Below are 16,812 nucleotides of genomic sequence, written 5' to 3' on the forward strand. Positions count from 1 at the left end.
GCGTGGGGGTGGGGGACGGTAACGGACTTTGCGCGAAGCCCGGCGTCGCTGCCGACATCGTCACGAGCAACGCAAAGGCCATCGCGACCGCCGTCGTGATCCGGCGGACGCGGTCCAGCCTGATCGTTGGCCGTGTCCCGGAGGGCTGCGATGGGCAGCACATGACGACAAATCCTGAAGCAAAAAGCGGTGCGCAAAAATGCAACACGCGCTAGCGGCGCGTGCGGCGATTTGTGCTGAACCGGCAGGGAGCGTCAATCGGTTGAAGCCCCCAGGTAACGGCGATTGCCCTCGATTGTGGTTCCGCTGCCACAGGTCGCAAATTGCAGCTCGATGCGGCCTACCGGGTCTTGAAATTCGCGTACGGCTTGCTAACGCGCGATTTTCATGTTGCAATATCAGACACAATCGTAATTGGCGCTCGGCTGTGCGTTTCGCGACATTAAGACTCAAGACTCGAACAGACTTCCGGAAGCCCGTTTGTGGCGTGGCACGCGAAAAGCGGCCGCGTCTTTTTTATATCTAGCGGAGGAGACTGAGGATGCCGCAAAAGGGCACCGTCAAATGGTTCAACCCGACCAAGGGCTATGGGTTCATCAAGCCGAACGGCAGCGACAAGGACGTGTTCGTCCACATCTCTGCCGTCGAGCGCGCCGGACTCTCCACCCTCAATGAAAACCAGGTGGTTGAATACGACCTCGTGGAGAACCGCGGCAAAGCGTCCGCGGAGAACCTCAAGGTCTCCTGATTTCTCTCACCTTACACGCGAGAGATCATGACGTTGCCCCCGGCTCTGCCGGGGGTTTTGTTTGTGCGATCCTGCGAGACGCACTAGCTAGGGCGCCTCAGCTCACCACAGGCGAAATCAAAAAGTTCTCCGACGGCCCGCTTCCCGCGGTCTTGCAGACGTCGCCCTCGATCCGGACCTTGCCGGTCGCGAGCAGCCGCAGCGCTTCGGGATAGATGCGGTGCTCGACTTCGAGGATGCGCTCCGAGAGCGTATCGGCCGTGTCGTTATCGCTGACCGGCACCGCCCCCTGCATCACGATCGGGCCGGCATCGGTCTCGGGGATGACGAAGTGAACCGTCGCGCCAGACAGCTTGACGCCGGCGCGCAAGGCCTGGCCGTGCGGGTCGAGGCCTGGAAAAGATGGCAATAGCGATGGATGGATGTTGAGCATCCGGCCGTACCAGGATTTGGTAAATTCGGCCGTAAACAGGCGCATGAAGCCGCCCAGGCAAATCAGCTCGATGCCGTGCTGATCGAGTGCAGCTTGCAGCATCGCCTCGAAACCGGCGCGGTCCTTGCCGAACGGCTTGCTCTCGATCACCAGGGTCTTCACCCCGCTCGCCCTGGCTCTCTCCAGTCCCGGCGCGTCAGCCTTGTTCGAGATCACGAGCGCAATCTCCGCCGGGAAATCCGGGGCGGCCGCGCCCTTGATCAGGGCAGCCATGTTGGAGCCCCGGCCCGAAATCAGGATGGCGACGCGGCGCTTCATGACGCTACAGGGCCAGATCGAGGTTGCCGTTATAGACGACGCGATGGTCGCCCTCGGCCGGGACCACCTGGCCAAGCACGGCGACCGTCTCGCCCGCGTCGGCAAAGACCTGCACCACCTGGTCGACCTTATCCGGCTCGACGATTGCGATCATGCCGATACCGCAATTGAAGGTCCGCAGCATTTCCAGCTCGGCGATGCCGGCCTGTGCGGCCAGCCATTTGAACACCGGAAGCACCGGCAGGCGCGACAGATCGATGCCGACGCCGAGGTGCTTTGGCAGCACACGCGGGATGTTGTCGGTGAAGCCGCCGCCGGTGATGTGGGCGAGGCCCTTGACCGCACCGGTCTCGCGGATGGCGCGCAGGCAGGATCTGACGTAGAGCCGCGTCGGCGTCAGCAGCGCACCGCCGAGCGTCATGACCGGCGCAAACGGGGCCTGTGCGGCGAAGCCGAGGCCGGACCGCTCGACGATCTTGCGCACCAGCGAGAAGCCGTTGGAATGCACGCCCGACGAGGCCAGCCCGATCACGGTGTCGCCCGCGGCGATGTCCTTGCGCGGCAGCAGCGTGCCCCGCTCGGCGGCGCCGACGGCAAAGCCGCCGAGGTCATAGTCGCCATCCTTGTAGAGGCCGGGCATTTCGGCAGTCTCGCCGCCGATCAGGGCACAGCCCGATTCCCGACATCCCTCGGCAACGCCCGCAACGATCGCCGCGGTCGCCTCCGGATCGAGCTTGCCGCAGGCAAAATAATCCAGGAAGAACAGCGGCTCGGCGCCCTGCACCACGAGATCGTTGACGCTCATGGCGACGAGGTCGATGCCGATGCCGCCATGAAGGCCGGTCTCGATCGCGATCTTGACCTTGGTGCCCACGCCATCGGTGGCGGCGACCAGGATGGGATCCTTGAAACCGGCCGCTTTGAGGTCGAACAGGCCGCCAAAGCCGCCGATCTCGGCGTCGGCACCCGCGCGTGCGGTGGCGCGCACCATCGGCTTGATCAGGTCGACCAGGCGGTTGCCCGCATCGATATCGACGCCTGAATCGGCGTAAGTGAGGCCGTTTTTGCGGTCGGTCATGCCCGATTTCCAGTGGGTTTGCGGCTGGTTACGTCGAATTCCGGGGACACGCAATGGCTCGCATGGCGCGCTGCCCTATACTATGTAGATATCAACCGGTTCGGCCTTCAAACGGGCCGGATTCGAGGTCAGGCCGGGTGCCGGGAAGCGCCGCGTGAGTATTCCGAACATCATTACCCTGGGCCGCATCATGCTGGTCCCGATCATTGTCTGGGCCATCGTGTCGAGCCAAATGGAGGTGGCGTTCGCCGTCTTCTTGATCGCCGGCATCAGCGATGCCGTCGACGGCTTCCTCGCCAAGCGCTTCAACATGACGAGCGAGCTCGGCGCCCTGCTCGACCCGCTTGCGGACAAGGCGCTGTTGGTCTCGATCTACATGGCGCTCGGCATCTGGGGCGCGATCCCGCGCTGGATCGTGATCCTGGTGGTGTCGCGGGACATCATGATCGTGGCGGCCGTGATCGTCTCCTGGCTGTTCGACAAGCCGGTCGAGATGAAGCCGTCGAAGGTGTCCAAGCTCAACACTGTGGCCCAGGTGGCGTTCGCGGCGCTGGTATTGGCCGCGCTTGCCTTCGGCTTCAAGGCGCAGCCCTATGATATAATCCTGATGGGTCTCGTCACCGTCTTCACGCTCTCCTCCGTGTCGCTCTATCTCGTCGAGTGGCTGCGGCACATGAGCACCATCGAAGGCAAATGAGCCGGGATAAGCCCCCGCAAAAGGCCAACTCGCGCTCGATACGTCTACTCTTTCAACTGAAGCCGGCCGTCCGGCATGGAGCAAAGCAAGCGTGGCAGGCCGCGTTCATCCCCGACAATTGGCGTTTTCGCTTCCGCATGCGGAAAGCCTGAGCCGGGACAATTTCCTCGAAGGTCCCGCCAATGCGGCCGGTCTCGGCCTGATCGACAGTTGGCCGGAATGGCCGAACCGGATCATGTGGCTGGCCGGCCCCGAAGGAAGCGGCAAGAGCCATCTCGCAGCGATCTGGGCCGAGGACGCCGGCGCCCGCTCGACCACGGCGAATGCGCTGATCCCCGCGAGCGTGCCCGGCGCGCTCGCGACCGGCGCCTTGGTGGTCGAGGATCTCAAGGCAAAGGAATTCGACGAGCGCGCCGTCTTCCATCTGATGAACCTCGCGCGTGAAGACGGCGCCTACGTCCTCTTCACCGGACGCGAGGTGCCTGCTGCCCTCGACATCGAACTGCGCGACCTGCGCTCCCGGTTGCGGGCTGTTCCCGTGGTCTCGCTCTTGCCGCCGGACGACCAGCTGTTCCGCGGCCTGATCATCAAGTTCTGCGCCGACCGCCAGCTCGCCGTTGACGAGACCGTGGTCAGCTACCTCGCCACCCGCCTGGAGCGGTCCTCGGCCGCTGCCCGCCGAGCCGTGGAACTGCTCGATAGTGAGGCGCTGCGGCTCGGCCGCCCCGTCACCCGGGCGCTCGCCGCCGAGTTGCTGCGCGACGCCTGAGTCGGCTCCCCATCCACAGCGCTTGACGCGGCGCGCCGGCGGAACGTCAATGTCATCGAAACGTCATCGCACTCACACATGCTCTCGCCGGTTTTGCGCAAAAGTCGCAAAGTGAGGCGAAACAGGATGGATCGGCTTCTGATGGACTCTGCGCAAATCGTTGAAATTAAAGAAAAAGCTCCAGAATTCGAAGGCCAGCCGGCGATCGCTTCGAGCCCCGAGCGGTTCATCAACCGCGAGCTATCGTGGCTGCATTTCAACCGGCGCGTCCTGGAGGAATCGGTCAATCCCAGCCACCCCGTGCTGGAGCGGGTGCGATTCCTGTCGATTTCGGCGAATAACCTCGACGAATTCTTCATGGTCCGCGTCGCCGGCATCAAGGCTCAGGTGCGCGAGGGCATTGCCGAGCGCAGCCCGGACGGCCTGACCCCGTCCGAGCAGCTCGCCCTGATCAACCAGACGGTTTCCAAGCTGGCCTCCGACCAGCAGGCGATCTGGCGCGACCTGCGCGGCTCACTGGCCAACGTCGGCATCGTGCTGGTCGACGGCAAGGAGGTCACCAAGGCGGAGCGGACCTGGATCGAGGACTACTTCCTCGCCAACGTGTTCCCGCTGCTGACGCCGCTCGCGATCGACCCGGCCCATCCCTTCCCGTTCATTCCCAGCCTCGGTTTCACCATCGCGCTCCAGCTCACGCGCGCCGCCGATGGCAAGCAGATGAACGCGCTGATCCGCATGCCCGGCAAGATCGACCGCTTCATCCGACTGCCGGCCGACGGTACGGTGCGGCTGATCACGCTGGAACAGGCGACCTCCCTGTTCATCAATCGCCTTTTCCCCGGCTACAACCTGCACGGTCAGGGCGCCTTCCGCATCATCCGCGACTCCGAGCTGGAAATCGAGGAAGAAGCCGAAGACCTCGTCCGCCTGTTCGAGACTGCGCTGAAGCGCCGCCGCCGCGGCTCGGTGATCCGGCTGGAGATCGACGCCAAGATGCCGGAGCAGCTGCGCAGCTTCGTGCAGCACGCGCTGTCGGCCGCTGACGACGAGGTGTTTCTGGTCGACGGCGTGCTCGCCATGAACGAGCTGTCCCAGCTCACCCGCCTCGACCGGCCCGACCTCGAATTCACGCCTTACGTGCCACGCCATCCCGAGCGCGTGCGCGAGCACGGCGGCGACATTTTTGCCGCGATCCGGCAGAAGGACCTGGTCGTCCATCACCCCTACGAATCCTTCGATGTGGTGGTGCAGTTCCTCCAGCAGGCCACGCGCGATCCGGACGTCGTCGCGATCAAGCAAACGCTCTACCGCACCTCCAACAACTCGCCGATCGTGCGTGCGCTTGCGGAAGCCGCAGAAGCCGGCAAGTCGGTCACCGCGCTGATCGAGCTGAAGGCACGTTTCGACGAAGAGGCCAACATCCGCTGGGCGCGCGACCTCGAACGCGCCGGTGTCCAGGTGGTCTATGGCTTCCTCGAGCTCAAGACCCACGCCAAGCTGTCGATGGTGGTGCGTCGCGAAGGCGGCGGCCTCACCACCTATGTCCATACCGGCACGGGCAACTATCACCCGGTGACCGCGCGCATCTACACCGACCTTTCCTACTTCACCTCGGAGCCGACCATCGGCCGCGACGCCGCGCGCGTGTTCAACTTCATCACCGGCTATGCGGCGCCGAGCGATCTCGAAAAGATGGCGGTGTCGCCGCTGACCCTGCGCAAGCGCATCATCCAGCATATCCAGGGCGAGACCGAGCATGCCCGGCACGGCAAGCCGGGCGCGGTCTGGATGAAGATGAATGCGCTAGTCGACCCCGACATCATCGACGCGCTCTACGAAGCGTCACAGGCCGGCGTCCAGGTCGAGCTCGTGGTGCGCGGCATCTGCTGCCTGCGGCCCGGCATTCCCGGCCTGTCGGAGAACATCCGCGTCAAGTCGATCATCGGACGCTTCCTGGAACACGGCCGAATCTACTGCTTCGGCATGGGCCAAGGCCTGCCGAGCGCGAAAGCGGCTGTGTATATCTCGTCCGCCGACATGATGCCGCGCAACCTCGACCGTCGCGTCGAGGTGCTGTGTCCGCTGCAAAATCCCACGGTGCATCAGCAGGTTCTCGAACAGATCATGGTCGCGAACCTGAAGGACAATGAGCAGAGCTGGCAATTGTTGCCGGACGGGTCCTCAACGCGTATGAAGACCGCGAAAGGCGAGGAGCCTTTCAACGTCCACAACTACTTCATGACAAATCCGAGTCTGTCTGGCCGTGGAAAGTCGCTCAAGGAATCCTCGCCGCGCCGTCTCACGCGCCGGAACGAACGTCATCAGCCCTGATCGGGGATTTCTGACGTGACGCGGCCGCGCAAGCGCGGCTCGAGCGTCGCTGTCATCGATATCGGCTCCAACTCGGTGCGTCTCGTCGTCTACGAGGCGCTGGCGCGGAGCCTGATTCCGATCTTCAACGAGAAGACGCTGTGCGGCCTCGGCCGCGAGGTGCAGAGCACGGGCCTGCTTGCGCCGGATGCCGTCGACAAGGCGCTGACCTCGCTGAAGCGATTCCGCGCGCTGTGCCGGGTGATGCAGGTGGGGCGCGTGTTTGCAATCGCCACTGCGGCGTGCCGTGACGCCTCCAACGGCCCCGACTTCATCGCGAAGGCCGAACGCATTTGCGCCGTCCAGATCGAGATCTTGTCCGGGCCGCGCGAGGCGCGGCTGTCGGCGCTCGGCGTGATCTCGGGGATTCACTATCCCGACGGCATCGTCGGCGATCTCGGCGGCGGCTCGCTCGAACTGGTCGACGTGCGCAGGAACAGCGTACGCAGCGGCGTGACGCTGCCGCTTGGGGGCCTGGCGCTGCAGGACCTCGCCCACAAATCGCTCAAGCGGGCCGACGGCATCGTCCGCGAGGCGCTGGACGGGGTGCCGCAGCTCAAGGCCGGCAGCGGCCGCGCCTTCTATGCGGTCGGCGGCACCTGGCGCGCGCTTGCCCGCATCCACATCATCCAGAGCGGCTATCCGCTCCAAGTGATGCACGGCTATTCGATTTCGGCCGCCGAGGCGCTCGACTTTTCGCGTCGTCTGCGCCGTCTCGCGGCCGCCGACATGCTGGCCGACATCGAGATCGTCGCCGACGCGCGCCGCCCTCTCCTCACCTATGCCGCGTTGGTGCTCGAGCACATCATCCGCGTGGCAAAACCGAAGACGATCGTATTCTCGACCTTCGGCGTGCGCGAAGGTCTGCTTCACGAGAAGTTGTCGGAGACCGAGCGCAGCAAGGACGGATTGGTCTGCGCGGCGGAAGAGCTCAACCAGCTGCTGTCGCGCTCGGCACGCCACGCCCGCGAGCTGATCGCCTGGACCGACCGTCTCGCGCGCGTGGTGAAGCTGCGCGAGACCGAGGAGGACCGGAGGCTGCGCCACGCCGCCTGCCTGCTCTCCGACATCGGCTGGCGCGTGCATCCCGACCATCGCGGCGAGCAGACGCTGAGCTTGGTCGTCAACGGCAATTTCGGCGCGATCACCCATACCGAGCGCGCTTTTGTCGGCCTGTCGGTGTTCTATCGCTATGCGGGGCTGAGCGAGGAAAACCAGCCGCCGGTGGCGATGCAAGAGCTGCTGACGCCGGCGCAGCTCGAACGCGCCCGTCTGCTGGGGGCGGCCTTCCGCGTCGCGCATCTGATCTCGGCGGCGCGGCCGGGCGTCTTGCCTGCCACGCATTTCCGCAGCGGGAGCCGCAAGCTGATGCTGGTGTTCGAGCACCGCCTCGGCGATCTCGTCGCCGACCGCGTCGGCAGCCGCTTCCGCCAGCTCGCCCGCCTGATCGGCCGCGCCGGCTCGATCGTGCGGCGCTAAAAACAACTACCCGGTCCTAATCCTCCCCGGACGTCTCTTAAGCCACATGATCACGCCGCTGATGAACAGGACGAGAGGCGCGAAGCCGGCTATGAAAACCACCAGGCGTCCCACGAGTCCGAACGCCGCGCCGTTATGGAGCCAGAGCTGTTTGGCCAAATAGCGGTCGCCTATCGACATGGTGCCTGGAGTGCGGTCATGCACCACTGCGCCACTCCATGGATCAAGCCAGATCGCCCCCCGTGCCCGTACCGCGGGATCAGCGTCGTCGGGACGGAACTGCACGCGCCAGGTGTTGCGCGTTGCGGTTGGCGGATTGAACATAGCGATGGCCACGCCAGGCTTGGCCGCTTGTGCGATTCGCACGATCGCATCGGCCGGGAGCAGCGGCGTCCCGATCGGAGACGGCAGTTCGATCCGCGGCGAGGGATCAGGCGTCGGTTGCGAGAGAAGGCCAACGACAGGCCGTATCATGCCGGGAAAAATGATTCCGACGCCGGTGATTGAGATCACCAAGAGAGCGCAGAGCGCCCAAAAGCCGGCCGCGCCATGAACGTCGAAAACAAATCGAAGAAGCGAAACGTTGCTGCGCACCGATACCGATCGCCAGAATCGACCCGGCCTCGGCCACCACAGGAACAGGCCCGACATGGCCAAGCCGAGCAGCATGAACCCGACCATGCCTACCAGCTCTTTGCCCCACCACTCGTAGAGCAGCAGCGTGTAGTGGAGACGATAGACCTTGAGCGCGAACGCGTTGATGTAGTCACGCCGCCCGAGCACCTTCCCGTTCGAGGGATCGACCATGGTCGTCCAACGATTGGGGTAGCGGCCTGTTGCGGTTTGGTGCGCATGTATCACGACCCAGACCGGCCAGATCCGATCCGGCGCCAGAACCGTGGAAATCGGCGCGCTATCCGCTGCCGCGGCGGCGCGCATCACCTCGGTCAATGTAACTCTTTGTTCCGGCCCGGCGGGCGCGTAAAGCGCCGGATTCAAGGCGGCGTCGATTTCCCGGTAGAAGACGATGAAGCTCCCCGTGAGGCCTATCAGCACCACGACGATGCCGCTCAACAATCCGAGCCACCGGTGGGCCCACAGGAGCGCGCGCCGCACGCGTCCGGGCAGCATTTTGGAACGGGCCGAGCCGGCTTGTTGTGGCGCCCTGATCGTTTCGTCCATGCAGGGCACCCATAGTCCGCGCCTCGTCGTACCCCGCGGCTGACCTCGGTGACGATCGGAGCGTGCAACCTCGTCATTGCGCGTCAAAGCCGACCTGACTCAGAAATCCGTCGACATCGACAATAGCAGGGTTCGCGGCGCACCTTGCGACAATCCGGAGAAGCTCGCCACGCCCGCCCAGTAATTTTTATCGAACACATTCTGGACCAGGGCACGGAGCGTGACCGGCCGGTTGTAGATCCGTGTGTTGTAGCGGGCACCAAGGTCGAGCCTCGTCCAGGCCGGAATAATCTGCGTGTTTGCTGCGTCCAGATATTGATGTCCCGTATAGACGGTGTTTGCGACCAGCGTCAGTCCGGGCGCGAACGGAGCGTCCCATTCCGCGGACAAGTTGGCTTGCACCTGGGGCACACCGATCGGCGTCTTGCCGAGAGTGGATGGCGTGCTCGTCTTTGTCAGCTCAGGATCGATCAGCGTCACACCGCCAAGCACGCGAAGGCCCGGCTGCACCTCGCCAAACACGGTGAATTCCAGGCCGCGATTACGTTGCTCGGCGTCCGCCCGGAAGACCTTGTCGGCACCCAGCTGACCCGACGGCTTGGTGATCTCGAACACGCTGATCGTGGTGGCCAGCAGACCGAAGTCAACCTTGACGCCTGCTTCCTGCTGTTTGCTGATATAGGGCGCGAGGACTTCTCCGGAATTGCTCGCGGTCGTCGGCGCGACGTCGCCCTTGCTGAGTCCTTCGATGTAGTTCGCGTACAACGAAACGTTGCTCCAGGGCTTGACGACGAGGCCGACCATCGGCGTCAGCGCCGTTTGGTCATAGGAGGCGGTGACGGCACCTGTGGTCGTGTTGAAATTATTCGATTTGACCCCTTGCTGCCGCACCCCAACGGTCAGTTGCACGCGTTCTTGCAGAATTGACAAGGTGTCGGCCAGCGCAAGGCCGGTCAGTTCGGTATCCGACAGCTTCGGAACGGTCGCGGGAGCCGGAACGAGCTGCTCGGGACGGCCGATCGGAGCATAGATGTTGGACAGGACCGGTGTGCCGGAAACAGAGCCTCGATATAGCTGATCGGTGTAGTAGCTCCCCTGGAAAGTCACGGCGTGACTGATTGCGGCGGTTTCAAACCGGGCGCGCACGCCGGCATCGGCCACGTTCCTGTCGATATCGAATTTGAAATGTCCCGGTGTCGAGGTGGTATTGCCGGCCGAGTTCAGGATCGTCGGCGTACCAAATAAACGATCGACCTGGGTCCTGCCCCCACCCGCATCGGCGAACACAGTCACGGTATCCGTCACATCGTATTCGGCGCGCGCCAGCAGCGAATTGTCGTGAACCTTGGACCATTCCCAGGCCTGCGTAACGTTGCGCCGCCCGACCGGAGCGGTCGGGACAGCTACTCCCGTTGCGACCAGAAACGGCCTCGCGGGCGCGTCGAACTTTTCCTCCTGATCGATGAAGTCGAGCGAGGCCCTGAATTTCTCGCCGCGATAATCGAACGCCGCGGCGCCGACATGCGCCTCCCGGCTCTGGTTGTCCTGCGGTGTATCGCCATTGTGATAGCTGCCATTGACGCGGATTCCAAACTCACGGTTCGCGCCGAACCGTCGGCTCACGTCGAGATGCGTACCGAACTGGGAGCTGGTCGCGTAGTCGGTCGTAACCCGTGTGAGATCGACATCCCCAGCACGTTTTGGAACGATGTTGATCGTGCCACCGACGCTGCTGTTTGGTGCCATGCCGTAAAGCAGCGCGGTCGGACCTTTGATGATTTCGATGCGTTCGACGTAATCGGTGAACACGCGGTAGTTCGGCGCAACACCATAGACGCCGTTGAAGGCAATTTCTCCGACATTCCCCTCGCCGATCGGAAACCCGCGGATGAAGAAGGAGTCAAGAATGCCGCCGGTCTGACCCGTGAAACGGACCGAAGGATCGTTGCTGACGACGTCGGCGACCGTGGTGGCTTGTTGATCCTCAATCTTCTTTGCCGTGTAACTCGTGATGTTGAACGGCGTGTTCATGAAGTCCTTGTTGCCCAGCAAGCCAATCTGTCCTCCGCGAGCCATCTGCCCGCCCGAGTAGGATGGCGGCAGAGCACCCGGCTTCGGAGCAGCGGGGACCGCCTCCGCCTGCAACTTGGCCCGCTCGCTTGCGGGCAAACTTTCACGGCCCGCCCTTCGGCCTGGATTGGAACGCGGGCGTGCGCGCTGCTTCGGCACGTCTGCGGTGACGGTCACCGCCGGCAACGTTGTTCCCCGCTCCGACGCAGGCACAGCACTTTGCGCGCTGGCGCGGTAAACATGGCCGTCGCTGAACAAGGCAATGGACGCCACGGAGGCCGCGAAAGCTGTCGGTCTGGCGAACCTCAGACGCGATTTTAGGGTGGCAGCAGCAACAGCAACAGGACGGCAATTGGCTCGCGATGGCATCTCTTAACAGCTTCCGGTTTGCAGGAATAATTACCGGAGCGACCTGTCGCGGAAAGAACCGCCCAGTCAACAAAAACACTTTTATTTTCAGTAGTTTATAATAAGACAAACTCTAAATCGCGTGGAGGTTGCGAACGCTGTGGGTCACGGCACGACGTGCCGACCCACGCTGCAGCGATTGCCGCTCATCAAGGCGGCGTGCTTTCGTAGATGATGACCGGTTCAGTTGGAGACGGCCGCTACCGCAACCTTGTGGGAATGACACTGGACGTCCCGCCGGGAAGAGGCCGGCGAAACTGGTCATGCCTCGGAGATTACTCCGCCGAGACCTTGGCGTGCCGCTCGGAGGAATCGAGCGCCGCCTGGCCCAGGCTCCGGCGGCGCCAGATGGTGCCGACCACTAGCACGACGACGACACCGAGTGCCGCGCAGAGATATTCGCCGCCTCCGCCGCCATGGGTGAATTGCGGCGGAATGCGCAAGGCGGCGAGTATCGAATCCAGCGATGCGCCGAGCGGGCCGTCGAACAGCGTGTGCAGCTTCGGCGCGATGCCGGGATCGGTCGCGATCACTTCGCCCGAGATCCAGCCGAGCAGCGCCGCACCGGCCCATACCAGGACCGGCAACTTCGAGAGCAACGCCATGATCAGCGCCGCGCCGGCGACGATCAGCGGAACGCTGATGGCAAGTCCGAGGATCAGCAGCGGCACGCTGCCATTGGCGGCGGCGGCCACCGCAATGACGTTGTCGAGGCTCATGATGATGTCGGCGACGACGACGATCTGCACGGCGTGCCACAGATGCGAGGCCGACTCGACGTCGTCCTCGCCCTCCTCTTCGGGCACGAGCAGCTTTGCAGCGATCACGATCAGCGCAAGACCGCCGACCAGCTTGAGGTAGGGCAGTCCCATCAGGCTGGCGACGATGCCGGTGAAGATGATCCGCAGCAGCACTGCGGCGCCGGCGCCGAGCACCATGCCCCACAGCCGGTGTCGCGGCTTGAGGCCGCGACAGGCGAGCGCGATCACCAGCGCATTGTCGCCGGAGAGCAGGACGTTGATCCAGATGATCTTGCCGACCGCGATCCAGAAGGTCGGTTCGGCCATCTCATTGCGAAACTGGGTGAAGAATGCCCCGATCGTAGCGGGATCGAAGATCTGCCAAAGCCAGTTCACAATGCGTCCTTTCGCTCCGGCGCCTCAACTTATCGGCTGATGACTCAGCCGACGATCTCGTTGCCCGAGAAGAACTGCGCGATCTCGATCGCGGCCGTCTCCGGCGCGTCCGAGCCATGCGCGGAGTTCTCGCCGATCGACTTTGCGTAGAGCTTGCGGATGGTGCCGTCGGCCGCCTTGGACGGATCGGTCGCACCCATTGCTTCGCGATACCGGGCGACGGCGTTCTCGCCTTCCAGCACCTGGACGACGACCGGACCCGAGGTCATGAATTCGACCAGCTCGCCGAAGAACGGGCGTTCCTTGTGGACGGCATAGAAGGTCTCGGCCTGCTCCTTGGTCATGCGGATGCGCTTCTGCGCGACGATGCGCAGGCCCGCTTTTTCGATCACGGCGTTCACCGCGCCGGTCAGGTTACGCGCGGTCGCATCGGGCTTGATAATCGAGAAAGTGCGTTCGATGGCCATGATCTTGTCCTTGAGGAGAAAGCGGTGGTTCGGAGTTGCCGGGCTTATATCGGCGCCGTTGCCGAACAGCAAGCGACCGCCGGAACGCCCTCACGGGCGCTTCGCCGCAGGGCCAAGGTCCAAAATTCCACCCGGGATTACAGCAATTTCACCCAGATGAACCCAGTCTGAACCCGCTATCAGGGTTTGGTTCAGCCGAGCCGGCATAGGGTGTCGGCTATCGAAGCGAAAGCCTGATCATGAGGCAAACCGTTTCGGCGGCCTTTCCATCGACGCGCAGGCCCGCGCCGACAGTTCTGAGGAGATCACCATGTTGAGGAAACTTTCGCTTGCCGCAGTTGCCGCGGTCGCGCTGGGTGCCGCGCTGGCGCCGACCTCCGCCTCCGCTCACTGGCATGGCGGCTGGGGCTGGCACGGCGGCGGCTGGCATCACGGCTACGGTTGGGGTGGACCGCGCTTCTACGCCGGCGGCCCCGTCTCCTACGGCTATGGCGGCTGCTACGTGCGCCGGCTGGTCCCGACCCCCTGGGGACCCCGCTGGCGGCTGATCAACCGCTGCTACTGAGAGCGACAGCACCTTCCAAAGGGTACCTACCGTCCCCCAGGTACCTTACAAGAGAAGCCCCGGCGTGCCCCCGCCGGGGCTTTGCGTTGGGGCGGCCCTTGGCCTGCACGACGAAATTAATACAATTTTTACTAGAATGTCCGACAGCCCGCCGCGGGCGAAACAATTTTACGGTCAGAGACTTGGTACTGTGTCGTTATTGTGAAGCAATGGAACCCCGCTGATGACTGGCCTCTTCGCCGATGACAGCGAACAGATCGACCGGCGCACCAGCCGCTGGATTCGCGATGCCGTGGGCGAGCGGCTCCAGCAATGCCTTCGCCCCGAGTCCCGGCTCCCGACGCATCTCGAACAGCTGATGAGCGAACTGAAGAAGCGCGACCCCGAGGACGACTCGCACTAACGGGCAGACGCAAAAACGGGTTGCGTTCGCGGCGCCTTGCGGTGACAAGGCCGCATGCTTTCCATCACCGACCTTTCGGTCCGCCTCGCCGGACGTCTCCTGATTGACCAGAGTTCCGTGCAGATCACGCCCGGTTCGCGGGTCGGCATGGTCGGGCGCAACGGCACCGGCAAGTCGACGCTGTTCAAGATCATCCGCGGCGAGCTTGCGGCCGAACACGGCTCCGTCACGCTGCCGCCGCGCTGGCGTGTCGGCAGCCTCGCCCAGGAAGCGCCGAACGGCCCCGAAAGCCTGATCTCGGTCGTGCTCAAGGCCGACCTCGAACGCGACGCGCTGCTGCACGAAGCCGAAGGCGCGATCGATCCGCACCGGATCGCGGAGATCCAGACCCGGCTCGTCGACATCGACGCCCATTCGGCGCCGAGCCGCGCCGCAGCGATTCTCTCAGGCCTCGGTTTTTCCGCGGCCGATCAGGTTCGCCCCTGTGCCGAATTCTCCGGCGGCTGGCGGATGCGCGTGGCACTCGCTGCGACGCTGTTTGCAGCCCCCGATCTGCTGCTGCTCGACGAGCCCACCAACTATCTCGACCTCGAAGGCACGCTGTGGCTCGAGGATCATCTGGCGCATTACCCGCGCACGGTGATCGTGATCAGCCACGACCGCGACCTGCTGGAGAGCTCGGTTGACCAGATCCTCCACCTGGAGCGTGGCAAGCTCACGCTCTACCGCGGGTCTTACTCCTCCTTCGAGGAGCAGCGCGCCGCGCGCGAACTGCTCGATGCCAAGCAGGTCAAGCGCCAGGAGGCGGAACGCGCGCGCCTGCAAGCCTTCGTTGATCGGTTCAAGGCCAAGGCGTCGAAGGCGCGCCAGGCGCAGTCCCGCGTGAAGATGCTGGAGCGGCTGAAGCCGATCACGGCGCTGGTCACCGAGGATGTGCGCGAGATCAGCTTTCCCGCTCCCGAGAAGATCCTGTCGCCGCCGATCATCGCCGTCGACAACGCCTCGGTCGGCTACGATCCCAATACGCCAGTGCTGGGCCGCGTCACCTTGCGCATCGACAATGATGACCGCATCGCACTTCTCGGCGCCAACGGCAACGGCAAGTCGACGCTGGTCAAGCTGCTTGCCGGGCGCCTTGCGCCGTTCTCCGGCAGAGTGACACGCGCAGACAAACTGTCGATTGCCTATTTCGCGCAGCACCAGCTCGACGAGTTGAACGAGGACGCCTCTGCCTATGACCATGTGCGCAAGCTGATGGGCGATGCGCCTGAGGCCAAGGTGCGGGCCCGCGCCGGCGCGATCGGTTTTTCCGGCAAGGCGGCCGACACCAAGGTGGGCAAACTGTCGGGCGGCGAGAAGGCGCGGCTCCTGCTGGGACTTGCGACCTTCTTCGGCCCCAACATGATCATCCTGGACGAGCCGACCAACCATCTCGACATCGACAGCCGTGCCGCGCTTGCGGAAGCCATCAACGAATTCCCCGGCGCGGTCATCATGGTCTCGCACGACCGCTATCTGATCGAGGCCTGCGCCGACCGGCTCTGGATCGTCGCCGATCGCACCGTGACGAACTACGACGGCGACCTCGACGAATACCGCCGCCTGGTGCTGTCGTCGCGCAACGCGGAAGCCTCCCCGCGCGAGCGCAGCATCTCGAGCGAAAAGCCGCAGCGCCCGAGATCAGATAACCGCGGCTCATTGAAGAAGCGCATCGCGGAAGCCGAAGCCGAGATCGCCCGCGTCGGCGAAATCATAGCCAAGATCGACACCGCGCTGGCCCTCCCTGACATTTTTACGCGGGACCCCAAGCAGGCCGCGCAACTATCGAAAGCACGCGCGAATGCGGCCGACGCGCTGGCGCGCGCGGAGGAGCAATGGCTCGAGGCAAGTGCACAGTTTGATGAGGCGGCTGGTTAACAAACGGACAGGCATTTGCCTCGCCTCACCTTCGCTTCGGCGGGAGTGGGCACCTTCACCCGTTTGGCGGGCGAGTTATTTCAAACCTTGGCGGGCATCAAGATTCTGCATGTGCCGTACGCGACAGCACGGCGCTGTTGAGCGATCTCATTGCCGGCCGCATCAATCGCGCCGATCCAGACCGGCGCCGCTCGGAGCCCTAAGTTGCAGCTTTCTTCTTCGCCTTCGGCTTGGCGGCCTTCGGCATCACGGGCGGCTCCGGCGTGCCCTCGATCGAGGACAGACGCCCGGCGGTGAAGGTGTAGATGCCTGCACGCGGACCGGTCGTCCACGTCACCACAGCGACGCGCCGGCCGGCAGCATCGTTGGAGAGGTTGACGTTCGAGGGCGCACCAATGCCGCGCACCACGTCGCATTCGGTATGGCCGAGCGCGACCGTGCCGCCGGACGGAGCCGGCGGAGTCGTCGACGCGTTGGCATCAGCCGGCCCGGGAGGCGCCATGCCGGGACAGGCGCCATCGGCGCTGACCAGATCATCGGCCTTTACCGGCGTGTCGGGGGTCAGCGGCGGCGATTCGATCGAGATGTTCTTGATGAACAGGCGGCCGGGCTTCTGAAACCATTCGGCATCCTTGGACAACAGGTCGGGGGCGCTCGAGCAGCCCGCGATCAGCGGTGCTACGGCAGCCAACGCAAATATGAGCGACCTGGGAAGCTTTTGATGTCGCACGATAAACCAAATTCCCCGCGTGAAGGACCAGCCCTAAGCAAT

Annotated in this window: 16 protein-coding genes; 9 read left to right on the plus strand and 7 right to left on the minus strand. The window is 64.0% G+C overall.

Features of this window, described 5'->3' with window-relative positions:
• Together FXV83_RS44975 and FXV83_RS28975 are read left to right on the plus strand one after the other, a co-directional pair.
• On the plus strand, window positions 1–215 hold a 215-nt coding region (locus FXV83_RS44975; protein ID WP_210250770.1), incomplete at its 5' end, for a hypothetical protein.
• Window positions 216–541: 326 nt separating this feature from the next.
• Window positions 542–748, plus strand: coding sequence for a cold-shock protein (locus tag FXV83_RS28975; protein ID WP_007591938.1), 207 nt, complete (start codon window positions 542–544; stop codon window positions 746–748).
• A gap of 97 nt (window positions 749–845) precedes the next feature.
• Here the strand turns inward: FXV83_RS28975 and purN are convergent, their stop codons facing one another.
• Window positions 846–1,499 (minus strand): phosphoribosylglycinamide formyltransferase, encoded by a 654-nt coding sequence (purN, locus tag FXV83_RS28980; RefSeq protein WP_148743016.1) that lies wholly within the window; start codon window positions 1,497–1,499, stop codon window positions 846–848.
• Between the two features lie 4 nt (window positions 1,500–1,503).
• Window positions 1,504–2,577 (minus strand): phosphoribosylformylglycinamidine cyclo-ligase, encoded by a 1,074-nt coding sequence (gene purM / locus FXV83_RS28985; RefSeq protein WP_148743017.1) that lies wholly within the window; start codon window positions 2,575–2,577, stop codon window positions 1,504–1,506.
• A gap of 154 nt (window positions 2,578–2,731) precedes the next feature.
• Between purM and FXV83_RS28990 the strand changes: the two genes are divergently transcribed.
• From FXV83_RS28990 to ppx, 4 genes are all read left to right on the plus strand, one after another.
• Window positions 2,732–3,274, plus strand: a complete 543-nt coding sequence (locus FXV83_RS28990; RefSeq protein WP_148743018.1) for a CDP-alcohol phosphatidyltransferase family protein — start codon at window positions 2,732–2,734, stop codon at window positions 3,272–3,274.
• Window positions 3,275–3,365: 91 nt separating this feature from the next.
• Window positions 3,366–4,043 carry a P-loop NTPase family protein gene (locus FXV83_RS28995; RefSeq protein WP_148743019.1) on the plus strand — a complete coding sequence of 226 codons (678 nt, stop codon included), beginning with the start codon at window positions 3,366–3,368 and terminating at the stop codon, window positions 4,041–4,043.
• Window positions 4,044–4,184: 141 nt separating this feature from the next.
• Window positions 4,185–6,374, plus strand: a complete 2,190-nt coding sequence (locus FXV83_RS29000) for an RNA degradosome polyphosphate kinase (RefSeq protein WP_187436234.1) — start codon at window positions 4,185–4,187, stop codon at window positions 6,372–6,374.
• Between the two features lie 15 nt (window positions 6,375–6,389).
• Window positions 6,390–7,892 (plus strand): exopolyphosphatase, encoded by a 1,503-nt coding sequence (ppx, locus tag FXV83_RS29005; protein ID WP_148743020.1) that lies wholly within the window; start codon window positions 6,390–6,392, stop codon window positions 7,890–7,892.
• A 6-nt stretch (window positions 7,893–7,898) separates the two neighbouring features.
• On the opposite strand, the gene FXV83_RS29010 is transcribed toward ppx, so the two are convergent.
• From FXV83_RS29010 to ndk, 4 genes are all read right to left on the minus strand, one after another.
• Window positions 7,899–9,074: a PepSY-associated TM helix domain-containing protein gene (locus FXV83_RS29010; RefSeq protein ID WP_235940269.1), complete on the minus strand. Its 1,176-nt coding sequence runs from the start codon at window positions 9,072–9,074 to the stop codon at window positions 7,899–7,901.
• 99 nt (window positions 9,075–9,173) lie between these two features.
• Window positions 9,174–11,150, minus strand: a complete 1,977-nt coding sequence (locus FXV83_RS29015; protein WP_148743067.1) for a TonB-dependent receptor — start codon at window positions 11,148–11,150, stop codon at window positions 9,174–9,176.
• A 677-nt stretch (window positions 11,151–11,827) separates the two neighbouring features.
• Complete coding sequence (locus tag FXV83_RS29020; RefSeq protein ID WP_148743021.1) at window positions 11,828–12,688, minus strand: TerC family protein; 861 nt, start codon at window positions 12,686–12,688, stop codon at window positions 11,828–11,830.
• A 44-nt stretch (window positions 12,689–12,732) separates the two neighbouring features.
• Window positions 12,733–13,155 (minus strand): nucleoside-diphosphate kinase, encoded by a 423-nt coding sequence (ndk, locus tag FXV83_RS29025; RefSeq protein ID WP_148743022.1) that lies wholly within the window; start codon window positions 13,153–13,155, stop codon window positions 12,733–12,735.
• A 310-nt stretch (window positions 13,156–13,465) separates the two neighbouring features.
• On the opposite strand from ndk, the gene FXV83_RS29030 reads away from it, so the two are divergent.
• From FXV83_RS29030 to FXV83_RS29040, 3 genes are all read left to right on the plus strand, one after another.
• Window positions 13,466–13,720 carry a sulfur globule protein precursor gene (locus tag FXV83_RS29030; RefSeq protein ID WP_148743023.1) on the plus strand — a complete coding sequence of 85 codons (255 nt, stop codon included), beginning with the start codon at window positions 13,466–13,468 and terminating at the stop codon, window positions 13,718–13,720.
• A gap of 223 nt (window positions 13,721–13,943) precedes the next feature.
• A complete protein-coding gene (locus FXV83_RS29035) occupies window positions 13,944–14,123 on the plus strand; it encodes a hypothetical protein (RefSeq protein WP_148743024.1) in 180 nt (59 codons plus the stop codon).
• 54 nt (window positions 14,124–14,177) lie between these two features.
• Entirely contained in the window at window positions 14,178–16,040 is a 1,863-nt protein-coding gene (locus FXV83_RS29040; RefSeq protein WP_148743025.1) for an ABC-F family ATP-binding cassette domain-containing protein, read from the plus strand.
• A gap of 199 nt (window positions 16,041–16,239) precedes the next feature.
• Here FXV83_RS29040 and FXV83_RS29050 read toward each other — a convergent pair whose 3' ends face one another.
• On the minus strand, window positions 16,240–16,731 hold the full coding sequence (locus FXV83_RS29050; protein ID WP_187436235.1) for a hypothetical protein: 492 nt from the start codon (window positions 16,729–16,731) through the stop codon (window positions 16,240–16,242).
• Between the last annotated feature and the right edge of the window lie 81 nt (window positions 16,732–16,812).

The sequence above is a fragment of the Bradyrhizobium hipponense genome (genome assembly GCF_008123965.1).
Lineage (GTDB): Bacteria > Pseudomonadota > Alphaproteobacteria > Rhizobiales > Xanthobacteraceae > Bradyrhizobium > Bradyrhizobium hipponense.

Excerpts from the sequence above, each read along its gene's own strand:
- FXV83_RS28975 (WP_007591938.1), top strand. The coding sequence starts at position 542 with ATGCCGCAAAAGGGCACCGTCAAATGGTTCAACCCGACCAAGGGCTAT.
- purN (WP_148743016.1), bottom strand. The coding sequence starts at position 1,499 with ATGAAGCGCCGCGTCGCCATCCTGATTTCGGGCCGGGGCTCCAACATG.
- purM (WP_148743017.1), bottom strand. The coding sequence starts at position 2,577 with ATGACCGACCGCAAAAACGGCCTCACTTACGCCGATTCAGGCGTCGAT.
- FXV83_RS29000 (WP_187436234.1), top strand. The coding sequence starts at position 4,185 with ATGGACTCTGCGCAAATCGTTGAAATTAAAGAAAAAGCTCCAGAATTC.
- FXV83_RS29010 (WP_235940269.1), bottom strand. The coding sequence starts at position 9,074 with ATGGACGAAACGATCAGGGCGCCACAACAAGCCGGCTCGGCCCGTTCC.
- FXV83_RS29015 (WP_148743067.1), bottom strand. The coding sequence starts at position 11,150 with ATGGCTCGCGGAGGACAGATTGGCTTGCTGGGCAACAAGGACTTCATG.
- ndk (WP_148743022.1), bottom strand. The coding sequence starts at position 13,155 with ATGGCCATCGAACGCACTTTCTCGATTATCAAGCCCGATGCGACCGCG.
- FXV83_RS29030 (WP_148743023.1), top strand. The coding sequence starts at position 13,466 with ATGTTGAGGAAACTTTCGCTTGCCGCAGTTGCCGCGGTCGCGCTGGGT.
- FXV83_RS29035 (WP_148743024.1), top strand. The coding sequence starts at position 13,944 with ATGACTGGCCTCTTCGCCGATGACAGCGAACAGATCGACCGGCGCACC.
- FXV83_RS29040 (WP_148743025.1), top strand. The coding sequence starts at position 14,178 with ATGCTTTCCATCACCGACCTTTCGGTCCGCCTCGCCGGACGTCTCCTG.